We start from the raw sequence: 22,594 nt of genomic DNA, 5'->3' as shown, positions 1-22,594 counted from the left end.
TGAGGGGTGGGGTGGGCGCTCAGTCGAGTGCCCACCTCTTGTCGTTTGCGGGTGATGAGTTGGGCTAGCTCTACGGAAGCACGTCCGTGTCGGCGATGGAGTCGCGTGTCTGTTGTGCGAGCTCGATAGGGATGCCGAGCGGTTGAGTGGTGAGAGGAACCATCTGCTGGTGACGATGCGATCCCACTTCGACGGTGATCGTTGCGCTCTCGCCGTCGCGGATGATGCTCCTGTAGTGGAGGTTCGGGACTTCCTCGGCCATGTTCCGTTCGAGGAGGGCCAGGTCGTAGTGCAGGATCAGCCAGTTCGCCCAGACGGAGGCACTCGGATAGCTCGCCCAACTCGCCTCGGACACGGGTTGCACGTCGAGGTGCGGGCGAAGCGTGTCATGCAGCTGCTCAGCGGTCACGAATGCTGACACCTCGATGGTGTCGCCGGTGGTGAGGGTGAGGCGTGTCGCAGTGTCGGTGAAGTCGATGCCGTCAACGATGAAGTGACTGGGCGTCTGGGAGTCCTCGAGTCGAGTAAGTTCCGCGAGGAGATTGCCGCGGAACGTAGCGCCGCGCGGAAGAGGCGGGTTAGCCGACAACCTGGTTGATCCAGTCGGGGCAGCGGGTGATGCCGACGCAGTAGGAGGTAATGACTCCCTGCGGGTTGCCGTCGACGTTGCGGAAGTCAACGACCGTGCGCACCTGCTGCGTGCGGGTGATGGTCGTGCCGTTGCGCTGCTGGAAGGTCGTGAAGTACTCCCAAGAGGTGCCGGCCTCGGCGCGCGAGCTGTCCGGGTATTGGGTGGCGACACGCGGGACGTTGCGATTCACGTTGTGCTTCGTCCACAGCTTGTTCTGCGCGTCGATCCGCAGCACGACCTTGCGGCCGCGGTGATCGTTCCAGGTCGATCCGACCGGGCTCGCCATGGTGGTCATCCCGCCGCCCGCGACAGCCGAATCGATCACGTTCTGCGGCATCGCAGCCGTTGTGACGACGTAGCTCGTGCTGCTCTCTGCTGCTGTGGCTGCTGGGGCCGTGGCGGCGCCCAGCGCGACCGTCATCGTTGCGGCGGCTAGCAGAGCCGTCATTCGGTTCTTCAGCATGGTGTCCCCCCAAGATCTGCGCTTCCTCAACGGCTGCGCAGTGTCAGCGTAGAACGGCTGTCACATGCCGAGCGGTGAAGGACGGATGAACACCGCACAACAGCATTCGCGGCTGAATGTGTGGCCCCCGAATCAGTTCCAGTCAGCCTGGTGGGGCGGGTCGACGCTGCTGGTCACCAAGCTCGACCGGCTCGCGCGATCGCTGCCAGATGCGCGCGACCTGGTGGCGGAGCACGACGCGCGGCGTGAGTCTGAGCATCGGGGGAGCGGTGCATGACCCGACCGATCCGGTGGGCCGGCTGCTGTTCAACATGCTCGCGATGGTCGCTGAGTTCGAGGCCGAGATGATCCGATCGCGCACCCGCGAGGGCATGGCGGTCGCGAAGGTCAAGGGTCAGTTAAAGGGCCGCAAGCCGAAGCTGTCGACCAAGTTCGAACAGCTCATGGTGGCCGAGTATCGCACCGGTGAGCACACGGTCGCGGAGCTGGCGGAGCAGTACGACGTGGGCCGCGCGGCCGTCTACCGCGCCCTCGACCGGGCGAAGGCGAAGGGTGACGGATCGCTCGCTCTGTCGCTCACCGAGACGCGGGACGAGCTGATCGCCTGAACGAGAAGACCCCCGCGAGCATGATGCTCAGCGGGGGCTTCCATCGCGACGAGGGGGACGTCACGCCGTCAACCTACTGACGACCTGGCGCGCGGTCCACCCCTCCGCGTCGACGTTCGCTGTTCACTCCGGTTCGTCGTCCCAGGTGATCAGCGCTGGTCGTTGAACGATGCGGGGCATGGGTCCTCTGTTGTCGATCGTGCGGGTGATGCGGTGGTAGCCGGCGGCATGCGCGATGGCGGTGAGTGCGTGCAGCGCGTGTTCGTAGTCGAGGTGTTCGGTGATGTGGCGGAGGGAGACGTGGGTGCCTTCCGCGAGGGAGTTCGCGAGTCCGAGGATCGCGAGCTGATCGCTGCTGAGGTCGGTGCGTCCGTGGAGTGCGCGGTCGTAATCGACGGCGTAAACGTCCCAAGCGGTGTCGTGCAGGATCCACGGCTCGTCGGCGTTCGCGAGGCCGGTACGGATGAGCAGTTCGGTCGCTGCCTCGCGGCCGTTATCACCCGCTGCCCACGCACGTAGCTCGTCGTCCGGGTGTGCGCTGGTCATGCTACGTCCGATCGTTTCAGGTGCACTGCTGTCGGTGCCCATTCTCTGAGGCCATCCCTCCGATAAGCAGAGCGTCGGCCGGAGGGGCGAGGCCGTCAAGTGTGACCCGGAGGGTCATCCCCGAAGGGGACGCGGAGCGCTCTTGACGGTCTCGATCCGGAGGCCAGAGTGCCGCGTCGGATGGACGGCCGGACGCGACGGATGCACTACAGGCAAGCGCGTCTCGTCGTGCATCATCCGTTATGTTCTGGTGCGGGAGCCGACGTCTCCTCCGTCGCACGTCGAGTGGACCGTCGAGCGCGAGGAGCTGCGCCGATGGTGCCGGGAGCGCGGGCTCCGGTGGCGCGCAATTCCTTGTCGCTCCACCCGGAGGCGAGCGCTGCGTCCCACGCTTTGCTGTGGGCGTCGCGTGCGTCCTTCGCTGCCTGGTCCGCGGTGTCGACGTCGTTGGTCGCCGCCACGAGGGAGCGCACTGCTGCGACCCGTTCTTCGACTGATCGCTCGAGCAGTTCTCGTGCGGAGGCGGCTGCGGTGTCGGGGTCGATTCTCTTGTCTGCCATGCCGCCAGGTTAATCGAGTCGCGCTGCGACCACCACTGCTCGATCCTGCTGCGCGGATCGGACACCAGCCACCTTCGGCGGCGAAGTGCTTTCGACCCCGGTCTAAGGAGCAAGCTATAGGTTTACCCGTGGTAAACCGCTTGCGCCCCTTCCGCTGCGCGGCCGGGTCGGCGCATACTGGTCGTATGGTCCCCGCCGGGGGGCGGGTTCGCTGCGCTGGGCCGGAAGGACGGTGAGGGTCGTGTCGGAGTCGTCACGAGAGGGTCGGTTGTTCGGCCGGCGCCGTCGCGCGAACGTGCCGGGTGTCGCTGCGCGGTCGAAGCGGTACGAAGTGTCGGTCACGCCCGAGGAGGACGCGCATCTGCGCGCCCGTGCCGAGGTGCTGGAAGTGACGGTGCCGCGACTGCTGTTCGAGTCCGCGATGAACGCCCAGGTGCGCACGGACACGGAGTGGCGGTTGGTGGTTGCCGAGCTGTTCCGGGCGTCGAAGCTGTTGCAGAAGACGTCGGACAACATGAACCAGCTCGCGCGGTTCGCGAACAGCACGGGCCAGTTCCCGGCCGAGGCTGTTGAGGCTGCGGAAGAGTACCGGCGGGTGCGACGCCTGATCGAGGCGACGGCAGACCGGCTCGGTGGACGTTGAGAACGAACATCACGCGCGGCACGCGCATGCGTGGACTGATGGGCTACCTCGTCGGTCCCGGCAAGACGAACGAGCACGAGGAGCAGCACCTGATCGCGGGGGATTCCGCGATCATGGCTGAGTACGGGCATGAGGTTCTGGATGGTGCTGCGGCTGCGGCGATCGCTGCGGATCTGGACCGACCGCGGGAGCTGTTCGGCGTCGAGGTGACGCGCAACAAGGTGCGCACCGACGAGAGCGGCGAGGCGGTTCGGGATTCAGCCGGTGCGATCGTGAAGGATCGCGTCGCGGCGGATGTGTGGCATTGTTCGCTGTCGCTGGCGGCGGAGGAAGGTCAGCTCACAGACGAGCAGTGGGGCCGAATCTCGACCGACTTCGTGCAGCGGATGGGGTTCGCCGGCGAGGACATCGGCAAGGCCGATTGCCGGTGGGTCGCGGTGCGTCACGGGCTGTCGAAGAACGGCAACGATCACGTGCACATCGCCGTGTCGCTGGTGCGCGAGGACGGCACGAAAGCGTCGGTGCACAAGGACTACGAGCGGTCGCAGACGATCAGCCGTGAGCTGGAGCGCGAGTACGGGTTGCAGGTCTACCAGGCGCCGGAGCGCGAGTTCCCGGAACGCGGTGTGCGGCCGGGAGCGCGTGAGTCCGCTGCGCGTCGCGGGCACGTCGAGCCGGACATGCAGCGCCTCGAGCGCGCGGTGCGCGCGGCCTCGTCCGCGTCGCAAGATGAGAGCGAGTTCGTTCGCCGTCTGCGCCAGGGCGGGGTGCTGGTGCGGCCTCGTTTCGCGACGGGCCGTGATGATGTGATCGCCGGCTACTCGGTCGCGCTGCGGCCGACGAACGGCGAGAAGGCGATCTGGCACGGCGGCGGCCGGCTCGCGCGCGACCTGACGTTGCCGGAGCTACGGAAGGGCTGGCCGGACCAGCCGGAGTCGGCGTCGGATGCGGCGTCCGAATGGCGCGCGACAGCAAAGAATCCCTGGCAGTACACGCCGGTCAACCCTGGCCGGGAGACGGCGGAGCCGGCCCCCGAGCTGTTCGAGGCGTACGCCGCGGACATGGACCGTCTGCACGACTACATCAGGTCCGTGGACCCCTCCGACAAGGCCACGTGGGCGCACGTCGCTCGCGAGACGGCCGGCGCCTACGCGGCGTGGTCCCGTCGAATGGAGCCCACCCCGGGACCGCTCGCTGATGCTGCGCGATCGCTCGCCCGCTCGGCGCACCTTCGGGCGCACGAGACGCGCCCGCGGCCCGCGATGATGCCCTCGACGGCGGCGTACTCCGCACTGATCATGGCCGCGGCGGGGAACAAGAAGAATGCAGCCGCGGAGCTGCTGCTGCTGAACCAGTTCGCGCGCTTGACGCACGCGGTCGCGTCGGCTCACAAGGCAGCCGGTGATGCGCGACGGATGCGCGAGCTGTCGCAGACGTTGCGGGGTCAGTTGTCCGCTGTACGCGATGGCTACCAGGTCGTCGTGAAGGCCGAGAAGGTCGCGGAGAACGAGCGGGCCTGGCAGGCGCTCCCGGAGGGGCTCAAAGACGTTCGACGGCTGTCCCAGACCAACTTCGGGTCGGGCAGTCCCGTGCCCACGAAGCTCACCAAGGCTGACCGGGAGCGCGAGGAAGCGATGCTCGCGGACCGCGCCCGACAGTCTCGGCAGGGACCTGACCAGGACCGCGGCGACCGTGGCCGATAGACGATTCACCAAGGCAAGGGGAGGAAGTCATGAGTGACGACGACGAGGTAGGCCAGGAGGTCGGTCAGAACGTCCGGATCGCGTTGACGATCGCGATGCAGATGGGCGAGAAGTTCGCCCGGCTGCGCGAGGAGCTGGCCCGCGACGCGCAGGCACGCTCCGCCGCGCAGGCGCGCGAGCTGTCGGCCCGTTTCGACGCCGAGCGCGGCGCTGCACGCGCGACGTTGCAGGTTGCGGACCGGCCCGACTGGTGGGAGAAGGCGAGCATCCAAGACATCTCGAAGGTCGCGGAGACGGCGCAGGCGTGGAAGAACCACGACCCGATCGCGGAGCGCGCGTCGGTCCTCGTGCAGCACGAAGTGTTCGAGCGCTACGGCATCGATACCGCCGTGCTGCGCGACGCCGCCGGTCAGGCGAAGTCAGAGCTGGACCGGGCGAAGGAATGGGCCACCAACTCCGCGCCGGAGCACTACCACCGCCACGACGACGACCGCCTCACCATGGACATACGCGGCCGCGCAGAGCCGGACGTGAACGCGGAGCGCGCTCTGATCACCGACTACCGCGCGGCGCTTGCAGGCGACGCCGGCACCCTCGAACTCTCCGCGGCCGAGGAATGGAAGCGCGACACCGACCCGGCCGGGTTCCAGAGCTACCGCGTGCAGACGTCGATCGACTGGAACGACGGAGAGTTCCGCACCGCGGACCCCGCGGCCGTCGCAGCTGCACGAGCCGCGCTGGTCGAGGAGTGGAAGGACACGGTAGCTCCCGAGCATGTTCGAGCGGGAGCGGAGGTCACGGAGGCGCAACTGCTGATCGCGGAAGCCGACCGGCTCGACCGCGCCAACGACGCATCCGCCCAGGTCACACCGACCGAGATCCCGATCGACGCCGCGCGGCGCGCCGACGAGCTCGAGCAGCAGGCCGCCCAGTACGACCGCGACGCGGAGGTCGGCGGTACGCCCACGCAGAGCCCCGAGGAGCTGCGCACCCTGGCCGAGGACGCTCGATCCCAGGTCGCCCTCTACCGCGACGATCGCGGCATCCAAAGCGCCCCTGACGGCGTTCCTGCGGCGGCGGACGAGGGACGTGCAGCCGCGGCCCGTTCCGAAGGGGAACTCGCATATGACAGCGCCGAGCGCCGGGCGCACACCGCGAACGCGATGCAGGCCCAGGACGTCCCGCAGGAGCAAATCAACGCGCGAATGACCATGGACGCCTCCTTCGCGACTCCCGCTCGTGGAGCGGACCCCGCCGCGCGCACACGAGTCCCGTCGACGCGCGGCGGACGTGGGCAGGGCCGCCAGATCGAACGATCCGAACCCGGCCGCTGACGCCGAAACAGGAAGGGCCCGCGACACCATCAGGTGTCGCGGGCCCTTCCTCGTTTACGTCGATCAGTGCGGATTACCCAACGGGTTGGGCTGGTTCGGCCCGGGCGTCGACGGCGGCTTCGGCGGCGGATTCTGCTGCTGTCCCATGAGAATGCTCCTTTGCGTTCAGGGCCATCAGTGTGGAACTACGAAATGGGGATTGGCTGGAGATGCCTCAGTCCATCAGCCACCGGCATCCCTGCCAGGTGGGGATTGCGCCCATCTCCAATGTGCTCATGAGGATGCACGCCGACACGACCGACACATAGACGCGCGTCCCCGCCGGCACCTAGATACCTACATAGGTATTCAAGCGAACACCGTTGGGGCCAAAGCGCGTCGACATTCTTCGCTCGTTTTCCAGTGAGCCTCCGATAATGGAGAATATGTCACTTCACGGCCTAGGGGTGATGGCTGCTCGGGCTGAGGGCGAGGTCGTCTACGACAGCTCTGAGCGCGCTCGCGTGGAGCCGCGCGAACGGCCTGAGCAGGGCAGGTAGCTCGTCAGCACGCTTCGAGACTTGCGGGAGAATCGATCTCATGCCTTCTGACGCCGTTAGCCTCCCCGCCGACTACGCGGTCGTGCTGATTCGGCTCAAGGACCAAGTCCGCACGGCGCAGTACACGGCGCAGCGAACGGTCAACACGCAACTGATCGAGCTGTACTGGAGCATCGGGCACGAGATCCTTCGTCAGCAGGACGCGCACGCATGGGGGAGCGGTGTGGTCGGTCGTCTCGCCGATGACCTGCGTGCTGAGTTCCCGACGATGACGGGGTTGTCGCGCCGGAACCTGCTGTACATGCGGTCCTTCGCGGCCGGGTGGGCTGACCTCCGAAATGTGCCACAGCCCGTGGCACATTTGCCGTGGGGTCACATCCGGGTCCTCATCGACAAGCTCGATGAGCAGGAGAGGCGGGACTGGTACGCGGCATCCGCGGTCGAGTTCGGGTGGTCCCGAGACGTGCTGCTGAACCAGATCAAGAACCGAACCCTGGAACGCACCGGGGCGGCTCCGTCGAATTTCCTCGACCGGCTCCCCGCCGGGGATTCCGAGTTGGCGCAGCAGATCGCGAGAGACCCGTACGTCTTCGACTTCCTCGACCTGACTGAAGGTGCCGCTGAGCGGGACTTCGAGCAGGCACTTACGGACCGGATCACGCAGACCCTCGCAGAACTCGGCGCCGGCTTCGCCTTCGTCGGTCGACAGGTGCACTTCGAGGTCGACAGGTCGGACTTCTACATCGATCTGCTCTTCTTCCACGTCCGTCAGCTCCGCTACGTCGTGATCGAGCTGAAAAAGGGCGCGTTCGAGCCGTCCTTCACCGGGCAGCTCGGGTTCTACATCGCGCTCGTCGACGACCAACTTCGCGACGCCGCGCTGCACCGGCCGACGGTCGGGATCCTCATCTGCGGCGACAAGAGCGACCGAATCGTCCGCTACGCCCTGGGACGAGTCGACTCTCCTATGGCCGTAGCCACCTACACCTACGAGTCCCTGCCACCCGAGGAACAGCGTGCGCTCCCGGATGCTCAGCACCTGATCGATGCCATCGCTGCTGACGGTAGGGACGACGAGGCTCGCCGGCCGCAGAGTGGATAGTCGAAGTCAGAGCTCGCATAGTCGCGTCGAGTCGACTGACTGCTGCCGCTGAAGTCCTGCGGTTGCAGAGAGGGGGCGGCTGGAGGGTGCGCAGGCGCACTGGTCTACGCAATTGGCCAGCAGCCTGTTGGCGAATTGACGATGGCTCACTGCGTCCCGTTTCCGATGCTCCGACAGCTCCTCCCCCGCCTTACGCGCTTCTCCGATAATGTTCGTTATGTCAGTTCCAGTGTTGCCGCCCTTCGCGCTCGGGATGGCTCTGCGCTCTCCGCGCCTTCGGACCCTGGCCCTCTGGACCGAGGCCACGAGACCCCCTATGACTGGTGGAGTGCCATGCTCTCGCGCCTGTCGCTTGAGGAGCTCGAGGCGCGAGAGCCGGCCTATCTGCGATCAGCATCGGGTTGCACGTCCCCCTGCGTTGGGACGTCGCCGCGGCCGGCTCAGCTCTCCGGTGGGGGCCCAACTACTTCAACGTCGAGCTCCGCACGCGCTTGTTCGAATGCCGCTACCGGGAACCACGGTTCGCCAGACTCGTCGGGTGTTCGCTCCCGCGTTGGCTCGTTCATGAACTCGAAGAACGGCTCAAAGATCCCGGTCGTGAGCAGGCCGAGCATTTGGGTGTCGCTGCGCTCGAAGCGGAATGAGTGGATGGTACCGGCGGGCGCGTGCAAGAAGTCACCGCGGGTAAGCAGGATATCGGTGCCGTTCGCTTCGATCCGGGCTCGTCCGTCCAGGCAGAGAAAGTTCTCTGTGTGCAAGTGATGGCGGTGCCGCGGAATCCACGGCGACCGCGCGCCGCGAGTGTGCATCGCGAAGTAGCTTCCGTCGGTATCGCGTGCGCGAGCGAGGTAGGAGTTGAGCTGTGCGTGACTCGCCCAGCGCTCCCCGTCCGCCGCTCGCACGATCCGCGATCGTCCCGATGCGGCAGGATCCTCACCTGTGCCGGCGAGTGTGACTCCGTACTCTGCGCCGAGGTCCGCCCACGAGGCCGGGTCGAGAAGTTGCGCCTCGGACTGATGCGAATGACCGGAGAACGCTGCGCCCATTCGGACGAGCTGCTCTTGACGCCGACCTTCCGAGGAGTAGTGGAGAATCCGGTTTGTGTGTGCGCGCATCGTCCATCCGACGAGGTCACCGGCGGCGATATGCGCTGAATCTCCCGGGGTCAGGCGATGAAGGGCACCGTCGAGATCGAGCTCCACGACTCCGTCGACGACGAAGAGGAATAGTTCCTCCTCGGCGCGAGCGGCGGGGACGCGCGCGCCGAGAGGACCGCTGACCCAGGCGGCGGCGAAAGCGGCTCCGGTGTCGATGGGCCGTGCGATCTCGGTGACGAGCATCCCGCCGACGAGGGTTCGCCGTCCCTCGCCCGCTGCGATCGCGTAGGGCACTGCCTCGCCGGGGAGATCATCGAACAGTACCGCGAGGCTCGAGTTGCGCTCGACATTGGTCTCGGTCATCGAAGTGCCTCCTCGCTGTTGGTGAGGACGTGGTCGAAGAACGTCATCGCTGTGTCGAATGATGCATGGGGGTGGGCCGTCGTGAAGTCTGCGAGAGCGGGTGTGGAACGGCGCACCGTTTTCGCGTCGGGTTGCGAGTCGAGGCGTCCGACGTCGAGGACATGGTCGGGACCGAGTTCAGCGACGTCTCCGGGGTTGAGGAAGCCGTGACCGAAGCCGTCGATCAGATAGAGAGCGGCGTCCGAGCCAGCTTCTGCCAGGGCGTCGTAGAGGCGTTCGCTGTGCTCGGCAGGGACCAGCAGGTCGGCGTCGCCGTGCAGGATCAGGATCGGAGGAGCCCCCTGATGGGCTCGACGGGCCGGGCTCGCATCCAACGCGGCCTCGAGGTGCTCCCCCACTGGACCTCCCAGCAGCTGCAACTCGGGTGCGTCTGCCGGTGCGTCCGCGCTGAGCCCTGCCAGATCGGCCGGGCCGTACCCGTCGATTACGGCTTGCACCGAGGTGTCACCCGATGGTTCTCCCGCCGCGTACTGGTCGATGTCGCCGGTCAGACCGGCGAGGGCCGCGAGGTGACCGCCGGCCGAAGATCCCCACAGACCGATCCGAGCAGGGTCGATGCCGTACTCGTCGGCGCGCTCACGGAGAAAGCGCAGCGCCGCCCGCACGTCGAGCAGCTGCGCCGGGTGCGGAGCAGCTGAGCTCAGTCGGTAGTCGATGCTGACGCACACGTAACCGGCCGAAGCAAAGCGGTGCAGATCCGGTCGCGCTGTCCGGTCCTGCATCCGCCAGGCTCCGCCGTGCAGCCATACGAGCAGTGGCAGACGTTCAGTGCTGGCGGGGCGCGCGAGATCGAGAAGCAGTTCGGGCGCGAAAGAGATATCCGTGACAAGCACGGACGGATGAGTGGACACGATGGTCCTCCAGGGGGGTGAGCGGCTGGGCCCCGGTCTCCCGGACCTCATGCGACTTCCGTCGCGGGTCCGGTTGTATGGCCTCACAAGACCACTCGTGAAGAAGTTTACGCCGCTTCACCAGGTGTATGAGCCATGCCCCCCTGTTTTCAGTGAGTGGTCGTCTCGCGGAGTACTCGCGCGTCCCAGGCCTGCAGCTCGATAAGGTGCCCGGCCGGGAGGGTCTGTCGCCGTCCATCGGCGCCGGGAGTGGCGGCGAGATCCTCGCAGGCGACAGGCAGGACCAGGGTGGCCGCCTGCCAGGAGTAGTTGTGCACGAATCGCACTCCTCCGGCAGATCTGTCGGCGCGGGGCGATCCTCCGGTCACGCGCACCGATTCCGGGTGGCTGCAGCCGGCGATCCACTTGTCGTTCGCCGCTCTCGGCACCGCCCAGCGGAGAAGGGCTGCACCGAGGGCGGGGTCGGGCTGCGTTCCGATGACGGTGATCCGCCCGTCGCCGTGCTCCCGGGTCGTCGCAGGGGCCCACTCGGAAAAGTGGGGGTGCTCGTAGTCGAAGAGCACTTCGGTGCCGGTGTCTGGCTTCAGCCCATCGATCCAGAGGCGAGCGACGGCTCCTTCCGGCAGCGGGAGACCGGCGCGGCCGAGGACGACCGTGTCGCCGGCGTTGGAGAACTCGTCGTACGAGACTCCGGCGGCGTCCGCCAGGCGGGCAGGCTGCCGGTCGGTGCGTGGACGCGCCTCCTCGTCGGCGTAGCCGGTGCGGATTCCTAGGAGCAGGTGTCCGCCGGCATGGGCGTACTCACGGAGCCAGTCGAGCTGGTCGTCCGAAGCGATGTAGAAGCCGGGAACGACGAGAGCTGGAAGCTCGGCGACGACGTCTCGCGGCTCTCGGGCGAACAGGTGGCGAGGCTGCTGCACCCGAACCTGCAGGTGCGCGTCGAAGGCCGCCCGGTACCATCCGTCGACGATGCGCTCGTACGATCGCGGGTCCGGCTCGGTGAGCCCGAAGGGCGGCTGGAAGGCCATTCCCCACTTCGAATCGGTCGAGTAGAGGATGCCCAGGTCGGCGTCCGGTACCAGGTCGAGCACATCGGATCCCGCGTTCGCGAACTCCTCCCCCAGTGCCTGGATCTCGGCGTAGATGCGGCCCGGCTGTCCGGAATGCGGGAGGACACCGCCCCAGAAGGTCTCGGCGCCGTAGGGGAGGGAGTGCCAGTGCCAGTACTCGATGGCGGCGGCGCCGCGGGACACGAACGCCCAGGCCGCCTGCCGCAGCTGGCCGCGGTAGGGCGGTTCGTTCAGGCTCGATCCCCAGATGGATGTCGCGCCGGTTTCTGTGACAAGGAAGGGTGCTTGCTTCGTCGACCACATCCGGTCCGCGGTGCGGTACAGAGTCCATGCCCCGGTCGTGTACCAGGTCTGCACGGTGTCCAGATCCGCTGGATCCGGCAGCTCGAGGTGATGCTGCATGCGGTAGTAGGGGTTGCCGGATGTCACGTCGAGCACGGCGCCGGCCGAGTCGTCCTGGAGAGCAGGACGGTCGTAGGACAGGCACGTGGTGATGAACTGCTCGGGCGCCGCGTACTCGCGGACGACGTCGCGCTGCCACGCCAGCATCTCGGTGGTCAACTCGGCCTGGAATCGTCGCCACGCCAGGTCGTACTGCGGGTGGGTGTTGTTATCGGGCGTCCAGAGGTCGGCCCAGTTCGACAGGCGGTGAGACCAGTAGGCGAGCCCCCACTCTTCGTTGAGTCGGTTGACTGTGACGTACCGGTGTCGGAGCTCGTCGGTGAAACGCTGGAACACTCCGTGATTATGAAGGATCTCGTTCCCGGGCTCGTTGTCGACCTGGAAGCCGATCACCGAGGGATGGTCCGCGTATCGTGCCATGATCGCCCGCACCACGCGCTCCGCGTGGAACCGGTAGGCGGGGTGCGTAAAGTCCGCTTCCTGCCTCGCTCCCCACGAGATCGGACGTCCTGTCTCGCGTTCGCCGGCGATCTCGGGGTGCTTCCGCGCGAGCCACATCGGGACCGCGTAGGTAGGGGTACCCAGGATCACCGAGATCCCGCGGACGTACGCTGCGTCAAGGACGGCCTGCATCCAGTTGAGGTCGAAGACTCCGTCTTCGGGCTCCCAGGTCGACCAGACCGATTCGCCGACGCGGACGACCGTGAAGCCGGCGTCGATCATGGTGTCGAGGTCACCTTCGAGGTCAGGGCTGCGCTGGTACTCGAGGTAGTAGGCAGCTCCAAAGAGGACGCGATCAGCGAGGAGTGCAGGCATGAGGATGTTCTTTCTAGGCAAGGTCGAACCAGGGGGAGACACGGGGCCGAAAGGCGCGGAGCCGGGGGGTCAGAGGTGGGGTGCGCGCGCTGGGGGCGGGGCGGTGGTGTCGCGGATGACGAGTTCGGTCGGGACGGCGTGCTGCCGTGATGTCAGGGCCCGGCCCTCGATCGCATCTATCAGGCGAGCCATGCCTGAACGGGCGATGACCTCGAAGTCCTGACGGATGGTGGTGAGGGGTACAGCGAGGTAGGCGGCGACGGGAATGTCATCGATCCCGACGACACTTACTTCCTTCGGGACCGAGAGCCCGGCCAGCTGTAGTGCTCGGATGGCTCCAATCGCCATCTCGTCGTTGGCGGCGAGGACTGCGGTGACGTCGTGCCTGCTCGCGATCTCGTGTCCTGCCGCGAATCCGGAGTCAACGCTCCAGTCACCGCGAAGCTCGACACAGGTGGGTATCCCCGCGGCGGAGACGGCGTCCCGGTAGCCGAGAAGCCGGTTTTGGCTCGTTGCCCATCCCGGCGGTCCTGCGATGTGCAGGATTGACCGGTGTCCGAGATCGATCAGGTGCTGCGTGCCCGTCCGCGCCGCCATCCGGTCGTCAGCGCCGACGGTGATCCAGTCAGTGAAGTCGGCCGACTCGTTGTCGAGCGAGAGGACGGGGACCCCGGTCGAGAGCAGCTCCGACGGGTGCAGGTCGTCCGCGGGCTCGGAGACGATGATCGCTTCGACCCCGCGACCGATAAGGTCACCGAACGCCGCACGGACACTGGCCGGCGTGCCGTCCGGGGTATGTGCTACCGCAATCGAGTAACCGGCCTCGCGAGCAGCCCGCTCCACTCCGGCGGAGATGGCGGTGGGGCCGAACAGCGCACTGCCGGTGGAGACGAAGCCGATCGTGCGGCTGCGAGCGGAGGCGAGCGCGCGGGCAGCCGAGTTCGGTCTGAAGTTGAGGGTCTCGATGGCGGCCTGAACGCGCTCCTGAATGCCGGGAGAGACGTGGGGCTCCCCGTTGACCACCCGCGAGACGGTCTTCTGGGAAACTCCGGAGAGCCGTGCGACATCGACCATCGCAGGAGGCCGGACAACTCCTGTCCGCCTGGCGGGCTGGGTCATGGCAGTCTCCTCGAGGTCAGCGGATCAGGCACGCGAACAGTCTGGCGTTCCTCATGAGCATCGGTGGCCGGACGAGCTGCACCCGTCCGGCCACCGAGCTCGAGAGGGGTGACTAGCCGCCGTTGACGGCGAAGCCCTGGTCGTTGCCGTAGCTCACGATGGCTTCCTGCCAGGTGGCCAGACCTTCCGACAGCGGCTGGTCTCCGGTGTAGGAGGAGCCGAGGTTGTCGTTGAAGATCGACACGGCGTACGCCTGGAACGGCAGGTACTGCCATCCCGAGGAGACCGTGGTTGCGGCCTCGGCGAGTACTTCGTTGACCTTCTGGCCGCCGAAGTACGGGAACTCCTTGTTCGTGAACTCGTCGGACTCGATATCGGCGACCGTCGCGGGGAAGGTTCCGGCCTCGAGTCGCACGCCGACGCCGTCGCCGGCGTTGGAGAACTCGGTGAAGCCGTAGGCGAGCGCCTTCTGCTCACTGGCTTCCGTCACAGAGAGAGCGCTTCCGCCGTTCTCGGAGTTCGTCGCCTCTCCGGCCTCGTACTGGGGCATAGGAGCCGCGCGCCAGTCGCCGGCCGCGTCGGGAACACCACTTTCGAGGTTGACGGGCATCCACGCGCCGATCAGGAGCGAGTTGATGGTGCCATCGCTAAGACCCTTGTACCACTCCTCGGACCAGGTGGTGATCGGAGCGGCGAGGCCCTCGTCGAGGACCGGCTGCCACATGTCGGTGAATTTCTTCGCGCCTTCGTCCTCGAGGTCGACCGTGATGTCGCTGCCCGAGGCCTGGAACGGGCGGCCTCCGGCCTGCCAGATCATGCTCTGAGTGAAGCCGGCGTCGCCCGCGTCGCCGACGAGGTACTTCGACGGGTCGGCGGCGTGCAGCGTCCTGGCCGCTTCGACGTACTCCTCCCAGGTGGTCGGCACGGCGATGCCGTACTGGTCGAACGTGGCCTGGTTGTAGAACATCGCCATCGGCCCGGAGTCGAGCGGGAGCCCGAAGATGCCGTCGTTGATGGCAACGGAACCCCAGGTGCCAGTGGTGAAGGAGTCCTCGAGATCGCTCGCACCGAAGGCCGACAGGTCGGCGAGATCGCCGGTCAGAGCGAACTGAGGAACGGCGGAGTACTCCATGTGCATGACATCGGGGATTCCGGATCCGGCCTGGATCGCGTTCTGCAGCGCCGTGTAGGCGTCGGTGCCGGTGCCGACGTTGGCGAGCTCGACGTTGACGTTCGGGTAGGCCTTCTCGAAGGCATCGATCATCGGAGGGAGGGTGGCGTCCCAGCCCCAAACGAGAAGGTCGCCTCCCTTGTCGAGGGCGGCGGCGACGTCGGACGCATCGACCTCCTCTGTGGGGCCGGAAGCGCCGGGGCTGCAGGCGGTGAGCGATGCGATGACGGTGACGGCGGCGAGGCCGGCGAACACGCGTCGTCGAGTGATCGTGCGGGACATGACTTCTCTCTTTCGAAGGAATGGAGTGGTGTGGGAAGGGATGGACAGGGGTTTCACTCCTTGACGGAGCCGGCCGCGAGGCCGGACTGCCAGTAGCGCTGGAGGAGGAGGAAAGCGGCGATCAAGGGGATGATCGTGAGCAGGGAGCCCGTCACGACGAGGTCGAAGACCGCCTGCCCGCCGACCGTCGACGCCTGCGCGTTCCACGCGTTTAACCCGACGGTGAGGGGGTACCACGCGGGATCCCGGAGCATGATCAGGGGCAGGAAGTAGTTGTTCCAGGTCGCCACCGTGGTGAACAGCAGCACCGTCACCGTTCCCGGCGCGAGGAGGGGAAGAGACACCTGCCAAAAGGTGCGGAACTCGGACGCCCCGTCGACCCTGGCCGCCTCGAGGAGCTCCGCCGGCACGGCCTGACTCGCGAACGTCCACATCAGGTAGAGGCCGAACGGTGAGATGAGCGAGGGCAGGATGACCGACCACGGCGTGTTCGTGATCCCGAAGGACGAGAACATCAAGAACGTCGGCACAGCCAAGGCGGTGCCGGGGACGGCGACGGCGCCGATCACCACGGCGAAGACGGCCTTCTTCCCGGGGAACGAGAACTTCGCCAGGGCGTAGCCCCCGAGCACCGCGAGGAGGGTCGCTCCGCCCGCGCCGACCACTACGTACAGCACCGTGTTCAGGAGCCAGCGGACGAAGATCCCGTCGTTGTAGGCGAGCGTGTTGCCGATGTTGTCGAATAGAGCGAACGAGCTCCCGAAAGCGAAGCCGAAGGTCGAGAGCAGATCGTCTTGGGTCTTCGACGCCGAGATGACCAGCCACACCAGTGGCAGGAGCGTGTAGACCAGTACGATCGCCGTGATCGCCGTGAGGAGGAGACTCCGCCTGGGCTTGTCCACACTCCTGCGGCGGCGGGAGCGCAAGCGCGGAGGACCGGATTTTCCGCGGCGAGAGGCGTCGGGCGAAGCGGCGATGGAGGGGCTGACGGTCGACGCGGTCATGCGACGTCCTTTCCGGTGCTGCGCAACTGGACGACGTAGGCGATGACCATCGTGATGACGCCCATGATGATGGCGACCGCAGCGGCGTAGTTGTACTGCTGCCCGCTGAAGGACAGGTTGTACGCGTAGAGGTTCGGGGTGAAGAACGTCGAGATCGAGTTCGGCGCCAGCTCTCGGAGGATGCTCGGCTCGTTGAAGAGCTGGAAGCTGCCGATGATCGAGAAGATCGTGGCGATGGCGATGGAGCCGCGTATCGCAGGGAGCTTGATGGCCCGGATGACGTGCCACTGATTGGCGCCGTCGAGCTCGGCGGCCTCGTACAGCGACTCCGGGATCGTGCGCAGCGACGAGTAGAAAATCAGCATGTTGTACCCGACGAACGACCAGGTGACAATGTTGCCGATGGCCGCCAGGATGAAGTCCGGGCCGAGCGGGTTGGGGATCGCCCATCCGAAGAAGTCGTTGATGTAGCCGACGAGACCGAATCTCGGCCCGTACATGAAGCCCCACATGAGCGCAGCGACGACGGCGGGAACCGCGTAGGGCATGAAGACGGCGATCCGGAAGAAGTCCTTGCCGTACAGCCGCGCCGAATCGATCGCGAGAGCGACGAACATCGCGATGACAAGCATGATCGGGACCTGGATGACGAGGAAGAGGGCGACCCGCGTCACGCCCGACCAGAACTGCGGGTCGTTGAACGCCCGTACGTAGTTGTCGACACCGACGAACTGGGTTCCCCCGAGTAGCTGCGTCCGGAAAAGGCTGATGTAGATGGAGTAGAGGATCGGGGCGACGAAGATCACGACGAACACCAGCATGAACGGGAGCAGGAAGTTCCACCCACGCCACCGGTTCCGCCGCTGGACTGCCGAGATGCCTGGGCGCCGTCCTGGGTTCACGACCGCCGTCATGACGGGGCCCCGAGTCCCCTGCTGTGCTCGCGCAGGTCCGTCGTTCTCATGCAATCTCCCTTGATGCGTGACTACGCAGTCAGTCTTGTGATCTGGACTGTACGTATGCCTGACTACGCTGTCAAGTCAAAAGAGGTACGAGCGTGAGCGGGGCTGGATGGCCAGCGCAGAGAGCGGCTCGTTCAGGGGCAGGCGACGGTGGCGTAGTTCGAAAGGTCGTCGCCACCTTTATCAGTGAAACGGGTGGTGTGATGTGACTGGAGGACCCCTGAACGGGGGCCAAAAAAAGGTGGCGTTACTCATGGTGGCGTTGTCATCTTTGAAGCTACTGTGAATCGACTCCAGGTTTTCTCTCGATCGCACCTCTGCGATCTTGGCGACTGACCCCTGACACTCGGCAGAGCCTGGACGACTCTGAAGGAGAAATGACCTCGTGAATCCCCGTCCAGGTCGTCCTCGAGTGCGTGGCGCACTCACTTGGACGGCCGCACTCAGTGCTCTCCTCATTGCTGTCCCCGCAGCGACGAGCGCCACCGCCGCCACAGCTGACCAGCCCTGGCTCGACTCGTCACTCGCTCCGGAGACGAGGGCGCAGCTCGTCCTGGACGAGATGACGCTCGAGCAGAAGATCGCTCTCATCGAGCCCTACGGCGATCCGCACCCCATCCCCGAGCTGGGCCTCCCGGCGATCCGATACGTCGACGGTTGCTGCAGCATCGGCGATAAGGCCGGTGTCCAAGAGACAACAGTGTTCCCCGCAGGGCTGTCATTGGCATCCAGCTTCGACACGGACCTGGCCTACCGTTACGGCGAGGCCCAGGGCGACGAGGCGTTCCTGCTCGGCGGCAACTCTGTCGGAGCGCCAACTATGGAGATCATGCGTTCTCCGTGGCAGGGACGCACTAACGAGGGCTTTGGCGAGGACCCGCTTCTCAGTGGCCTCATCGCGGCGGGGCAGGTCAACGGCATCCAGAGCGACGAGGGCGTCCTCGCCGTCGTCAAGCACTACGGCATGTACGACCAGGAGGCTCGTCGTGTCAGCGTCGACGAGCAGGTCGATGATCGGACTCTGCAGGAGGTGTACAACCGCAACTGGGAGAAGATGATCGACGTGTCCGACCCGGGCTCGGTCATGTGCGCATTCTCGAAGACCAACGGCGTCGCTGCTTGCAACAACGAGCAGCTGCTCACCGACACCCTTCGTAACCGGTTGGGCTTCGAGGGCTTCGTGACGTCCGACTACAACGCCTGCGTGGCGATCACCGCCTACGAGGCAGGCGCCGACTGGTGCAGCCCCTTCAACACGTGGGACTCGGCCGAGCTGGCCGCAGCTGTCCAGGACGGAACGGTACCGGCCGCGGCGATCGACCGCGCGGTGTACAACGTGCTGGTCGCATTCTTCAAGCACGGACTCGTCGACAATCCCGTGCCTGGAGCGTTTGTGGACCCGGCCCCAGCGACCGATGCACTTCCGTCCGCGCTTCTCGACGAGAACGAGACGATCGCCGAAGAGGTAGCGATCAAGGGTTCGGTTCTTCTCCGCAATGAAGAGGGAGCTCTGCCGCTGGATTCCGACTCGCTCGACTCCATCGCCGTGATCGGCGCCGACGCCGACTTCAACATCTCCGGCAACAACGGGTTCGCCGCTTCTCCTGCGCGCCTGACGACAATCGTCGACGGGATCACTGAGGCAGCCGGCGACGGAGTAACCGTTACTCACGTTGACGGCACGGATCCGGTGGGCCTCGCCGGAACCCTCCCCGGCCTCGAGCCCGTTCCCTCCTCCGTTCTCAGCACCCCGGACGGCAGCGCTGATGGTGTGCTCGCGCAGTACTTCGCTAATCCCGTTTTCGCCGGCGACCCGTTCGCCACTCAGGTGGAGCCTCAGGTCGAGCAGCGTGCTGGCCTGTCTGCGGGACCAAACAACCGGTCCCAGGTCACGCCCATCCCCATCCCCGCAGTGCTCAACCCGGCCGCGTCGATGCGTTGGGACACCGTCCTGACGCCGACCCAGACCGGCGACTATGAGCTCGGCCTTGACCTTCTTGGATCGGCGACGCTCTCCGTCGACGGCCAGGCTGTTGTAGTCGCTGATGCCGACACCTTCGCTACCCAGTCCGTGACGCTCCCGCTCGTCGCTGGAGAGTCTTACGACATCCGCATCGACTACCGAGCCGACGCCCCCAACCAGGCGGGGCAGTTCAACGAGGCGGCACTGGCGATGATCCGCTTCGGTTGGACTCCTCCGTCGACACTTGCTAACCCCGGCATCGTCGAAGCCGCCGTCGCCGCGAAGGCTGCTGACGTCGCCGTCGTCGTGGTCCGCGACTACGCAGGTGAGGGCGCCGATCGTGGCACGCTGACCCTGCCGCAGGCTCAGGACCGTCTGATCGAAGCCGTGGCAGCTGTGAACGACCGGACAATTGTCGTGATGGCGACCGGCGGCCCCGTTCTGACCCCTTGGATCAACGACGTCGACGCGGTCCTCGAGTCCTGGTACCCCGGCGAGGCCCAGGGCAAGGCAGTCGCCAAGCTCCTCTTCGGCGACGCCAGCCCCACGGGCAAGCTGCCCTTAACCTGGCCCAGCACTGAGGAGCAGCCCGCCGAGATTGGCACGACTACCCCGTTCGCGCAGATCAACATCGAGAATCCTGTCGACACGCACGATGAGGGCATTCTGATCGGCTACCGCGGCTACCTGGCCAACGACGTCGAACCGCAGTTCCCGTTTGGTTTCGGCCTGTCGTACCCGAGCTTCGAGTATGGAGCGACCGTCACCGCCTCTTCGGTGGACGTGGCGGGGACCGATGCCGTAGCGACCACGGCCAGCGTCACGGTCAAGAACACCGGAGAGACTGCCGGCACCGAGACCGTCCAGCTCTACACCGGCGCTCTTCCGACCGACGTTCCGACCGCCGAGCGCTCGCTCGCCGGCTTCGCTCAGGTTGAGCTCGCAGCGGGCGAGTCGAAAACTGTCGAGATCACACTCGACCGCCGCGCCCTGCAGTACTGGGACGCAACAGCGCAGGACTGGGTCACCCCCGCCGGCAATGTCGCGCTCTTCGCCGGCAGTTCAGTGGCCGACACCCCCTCGACCGGGTTCGTCTCGATTGGAGCGGCCGACACGACCGCACCGACCGTGACGATCACCGCCGACCCCGCCACCCCCACCGGCTCGAACGGCTGGTACCGCGACCCGGTCCAGCTCACCGTCACCGCAGAGGATGCCGAGGGACCTGTTGCTTCGCTCGAAGCAAGCATCGACGGCGGCGCCTTCGCTCCCGTGACGGGACCGATCGCCATCGAAGCCGACGGCGAGCACACGGTCGCCGCCCGCGCAGTGGACCAGGCAGGCAACTCTTCCGAGACCGCCACCTGGACAGGCAAGATCGACCGGACCGCCCCGACAGTCGCTGCGGAGAAGCGCTCGGGCTACCGACTCGTCCTCACCGCGAACGACGAAACTTCCGGAGTGGATGTCATTCGGTACCGCTACGTCCTGAAGTACTCCGGACGCACCGTCAACGGACCGTGGCTCGAGTACAAGAGGGCAGTGCCGATCAGTGATGGCAAAATCCTCAAGGTCGAGTACCGAGCCACCGATGAGGCAGGCAACAGGAGCGCCTCGGGCATCTACCGCAAGTAGGTTCCCCACGCACCGCAACCGACGATGCCCGTCGCACCCCTTCTCAGGGTGCGGCGGGCATCGTCGCGTCGGCCCATGTGACCCGCAAGAGGCACAGAACCCCGTTTGACAGGCGCGTGAGGGCAACCCAAGATGGGGACAACGGCAATGGTGTCGTTACCATCGACTGAAGAGGTGCCAACGAATGCCCCCTCGAATCCGATCACTGCAGCGTCTTCGCGCCGCTGCTCTCCTACTCACCGGCATGGCGATGGCTGGGGTCCTCGCCCTGACTGCCAGCGCTCCCGCGTCGGCGGCTGCCGCAACACCGGGACCCGCATCCAGCATCGCGGCGTCGGACATCCGCGGATGGAACTGGGCCGATGCCCGAGACAACTACGTCTGCGGCAATGTCGTCCCCTCAGGTCTCTGGGACTCGGACAGCTACGCAGCCGTGCATTCGAAAGCGACCGCTGTGGCCGATCAGCTGGCGGCACGGGGGGCGAACACCGTCCGCCTCCCCGTGAACGTCACAACCGTCGGCGGGTCCTGGTGGAACTCCTACCAAGCAGCCATCGACGCCATCACTGCACGGGGAATGAAGGTCGTCCTGGCCGAATGGGACCAGGAGTGCCTGGGCACCTACGCCCGGGACGGGCGCATGGACCAGGGCTGGGAGGGGATGTGGGACGCGATCGTGGCCCGCTACAACTCGAACAGCAGTGTTCACTTCGAGATCTTTAACGAGCCTTTCGGCTACTCGACGTCCGAGTGGCTCGATCAGGCCGCCACGTGGATAAACCGCTACCCGCAGATCGATCGTTCCCGGGTTCTCGTCCCTGGCTCCGGTATGAGCTACAACACGACCGACGCTGGTCGTGACACCCGCTTCTCGGGCACGAAGCTGGCGTTCCACACCTACGCCGAGTGGCAGCCCGCCCGCACCTACGATCAGTGGCGCTCCCAGATCCGCGAAGTCGTCGGTGAGTTCGCGAACCGCGCTGTCATGACCGAATTCGGAACCTACCTCGCGACCGGTTACGACTTCAAGAACGCGGCGAGCACGGAGAACAACGTGCAGTACATCCGGGCGCTCACCGACGAGTTCGCGGCTCAGAGGATCGGCTCCATCCATTGGGTGGGCGTGCGGGACAACGATCAGTGGCGCATGTTTACCCTTTCTGGAGCTACCCAGAACGGGAACGGGTCCACGATCGGGCTGGCCGTCACGAATCAGTCCGCCCTTGATCGCATCCACATCGGTTGGCGCATGTCCCAGACCGCCGCGTCGAAGTCGATCGTGAGTGCCGCCTCCGGCAAATGTCTCGACGTGCCCGGGCACAGCGTGACGCCGAGTACTCCGGTGACGATCTACGACTGCTCGGGCGCGAGCAATCAACGGTGGCGGCTTGGGGCCGACGGGACAATCGTCGGAGTCGAATCGGGTCTGTGCCTGGATGTTGCCGGATACAGCGTCGCGCCCGGTACGACAGTGCAGACCTACACCTGTAACGGCGGAGCGAACCAACGCTGGCGGGTGACCACCGGCGGAGCGATCGTCGCCGAGCAGTCCGGCCTCTGTCTCGACGTCTGGAACGCGGGTACAGCGAACGGTAACGCCGTGAAGGTGTACACCTGCTCGGGCGCCCGCCACCAGAGCTGGTCGCTGACCTGACCGCACGGTGTGACCG

Annotated in this window: 17 protein-coding genes and 1 pseudogene; 7 read left to right on the top strand and 11 right to left on the bottom strand. The window is 66.2% G+C overall.

The genetic code is table 11. From position 1 onward, the window contains the following. Positions 1-70: 70 nt before the first annotated feature. Positions 71-589, bottom strand: coding sequence for a hypothetical protein (locus GRS96_RS19150; protein ID WP_159989441.1), 519 nt, complete (start codon positions 587-589; stop codon positions 71-73). Next, a complete protein-coding gene (locus tag GRS96_RS19145; RefSeq protein ID WP_104224239.1) occupies positions 579-1,094 on the bottom strand; it encodes a hypothetical protein in 516 nt (171 codons plus the stop codon). The genes GRS96_RS19150 and GRS96_RS19145 overlap by 11 nt, the downstream gene beginning before the upstream one ends. Before the next feature lie 157 nt (positions 1,095-1,251). Between GRS96_RS19145 and GRS96_RS19140 the strand changes: the two are divergent. Then, a pseudogene (locus GRS96_RS19140) lies at positions 1,252-1,702 on the top strand (recombinase family protein); the annotation flags it as partial. Between the two features lie 123 nt (positions 1,703-1,825). Here GRS96_RS19140 and GRS96_RS19135 read toward each other — a convergent pair. Together GRS96_RS19135 and GRS96_RS19130 are read right to left on the bottom strand one after the other, a co-directional pair. Beyond that, positions 1,826-2,290, bottom strand: a complete 465-nt coding sequence (locus GRS96_RS19135; RefSeq protein ID WP_159989440.1) for a hypothetical protein — start codon at positions 2,288-2,290, stop codon at positions 1,826-1,828. Between the two features lie 191 nt (positions 2,291-2,481). Then, a complete protein-coding gene (locus GRS96_RS19130; protein ID WP_159989439.1) occupies positions 2,482-2,808 on the bottom strand; it encodes a hypothetical protein in 327 nt (108 codons plus the stop codon). 331 nt (positions 2,809-3,139) lie between these two features. On the opposite strand from GRS96_RS19130, the gene GRS96_RS19125 reads away from it, so the two are divergent. The 4 genes from GRS96_RS19125 to GRS96_RS19110 all read left to right on the top strand — a co-directional run bounded on the left by GRS96_RS19125 (position 3,140) and on the right by GRS96_RS19110 (position 8,129). Then, positions 3,140-3,451 (top strand): plasmid mobilization relaxosome protein MobC, encoded by a 312-nt coding sequence (locus tag GRS96_RS19125; RefSeq protein ID WP_236553717.1) that lies wholly within the window; start codon positions 3,140-3,142, stop codon positions 3,449-3,451. Positions 3,452-3,489: 38 nt separating this feature from the next. Beyond that, positions 3,490-5,154 carry a relaxase/mobilization nuclease domain-containing protein gene (locus GRS96_RS19120; protein ID WP_159989438.1) on the top strand — a complete coding sequence of 555 codons (1,665 nt, stop codon included), beginning with the start codon at positions 3,490-3,492 and terminating at the stop codon, positions 5,152-5,154. Positions 5,155-5,183: 29 nt separating this feature from the next. Next, on the top strand, positions 5,184-6,488 hold the full coding sequence (locus tag GRS96_RS19115; protein ID WP_159989437.1) for a hypothetical protein: 1,305 nt from the start codon (positions 5,184-5,186) through the stop codon (positions 6,486-6,488). Positions 6,489-7,067: 579 nt separating this feature from the next. Continuing rightward, positions 7,068-8,129, top strand: coding sequence for a PDDEXK nuclease domain-containing protein (locus GRS96_RS19110; protein WP_107576021.1), 1,062 nt, complete (start codon positions 7,068-7,070; stop codon positions 8,127-8,129). A gap of 440 nt (positions 8,130-8,569) precedes the next feature. Here the strand turns inward: GRS96_RS19110 and GRS96_RS19105 are convergent, their stop codons facing one another. The 7 genes from GRS96_RS19105 to GRS96_RS19075 form a co-directional block, all read right to left on the bottom strand. Then, positions 8,570-9,589, bottom strand: a complete 1,020-nt coding sequence (locus GRS96_RS19105) for a cupin domain-containing protein (RefSeq protein WP_107576020.1) — start codon at positions 9,587-9,589, stop codon at positions 8,570-8,572. After that, a complete protein-coding gene (locus tag GRS96_RS19100; protein ID WP_159989436.1) occupies positions 9,586-10,500 on the bottom strand; it encodes an alpha/beta hydrolase in 915 nt (304 codons plus the stop codon). Before GRS96_RS19100 ends, GRS96_RS19105 begins: the two co-directional genes overlap by 4 nt. 149 nt (positions 10,501-10,649) lie before the next feature. Beyond that, positions 10,650-12,788 carry a beta-galactosidase gene (locus GRS96_RS19095; RefSeq protein WP_159989435.1) on the bottom strand — a complete coding sequence of 713 codons (2,139 nt, stop codon included), beginning with the start codon at positions 12,786-12,788 and terminating at the stop codon, positions 10,650-10,652. A gap of 69 nt (positions 12,789-12,857) precedes the next feature. Beyond that, a complete protein-coding gene (locus GRS96_RS19090) occupies positions 12,858-13,907 on the bottom strand; it encodes a LacI family DNA-binding transcriptional regulator (RefSeq protein ID WP_159989434.1) in 1,050 nt (349 codons plus the stop codon). A 112-nt stretch (positions 13,908-14,019) separates the two neighbouring features. Further along, complete coding sequence (locus GRS96_RS19085; RefSeq protein WP_159989433.1) at positions 14,020-15,360, bottom strand: ABC transporter substrate-binding protein; 1,341 nt, start codon at positions 15,358-15,360, stop codon at positions 14,020-14,022. Between the two features lie 53 nt (positions 15,361-15,413). Then, positions 15,414-16,364 carry a carbohydrate ABC transporter permease gene (locus GRS96_RS19080; RefSeq protein WP_159989432.1) on the bottom strand — a complete coding sequence of 317 codons (951 nt, stop codon included), beginning with the start codon at positions 16,362-16,364 and terminating at the stop codon, positions 15,414-15,416. Further along, entirely contained in the window at positions 16,361-17,278 is a 918-nt protein-coding gene (locus GRS96_RS19075; protein WP_107576014.1) for a carbohydrate ABC transporter permease, read from the bottom strand. The genes GRS96_RS19080 and GRS96_RS19075 overlap by 4 nt, the downstream gene beginning before the upstream one ends. Before the next feature lie 610 nt (positions 17,279-17,888). On the opposite strand from GRS96_RS19075, the gene GRS96_RS19070 reads away from it, so the two are divergent. Together GRS96_RS19070 and GRS96_RS19065 are read left to right on the top strand one after the other, a co-directional pair. Next, positions 17,889-20,924 carry a glycoside hydrolase family 3 C-terminal domain-containing protein gene (locus GRS96_RS19070; RefSeq protein ID WP_159989431.1) on the top strand — a complete coding sequence of 1,012 codons (3,036 nt, stop codon included), beginning with the start codon at positions 17,889-17,891 and terminating at the stop codon, positions 20,922-20,924. 250 nt (positions 20,925-21,174) lie between these two features. After that, complete coding sequence (locus GRS96_RS19065; protein ID WP_159989430.1) at positions 21,175-22,578, top strand: ricin-type beta-trefoil lectin domain protein; 1,404 nt, start codon at positions 21,175-21,177, stop codon at positions 22,576-22,578. The last annotated feature ends 16 nt before the right edge of the window (positions 22,579-22,594 follow it).

The organism is Rathayibacter sp. VKM Ac-2803, assembly GCF_009807175.1.
GTDB lineage: Bacteria > Actinomycetota > Actinomycetes > Actinomycetales > Microbacteriaceae > Rathayibacter.
Note: the sequence above shows the minus strand (reverse complement) of the source record. Positions and strands in the feature narration are given on the sequence as shown.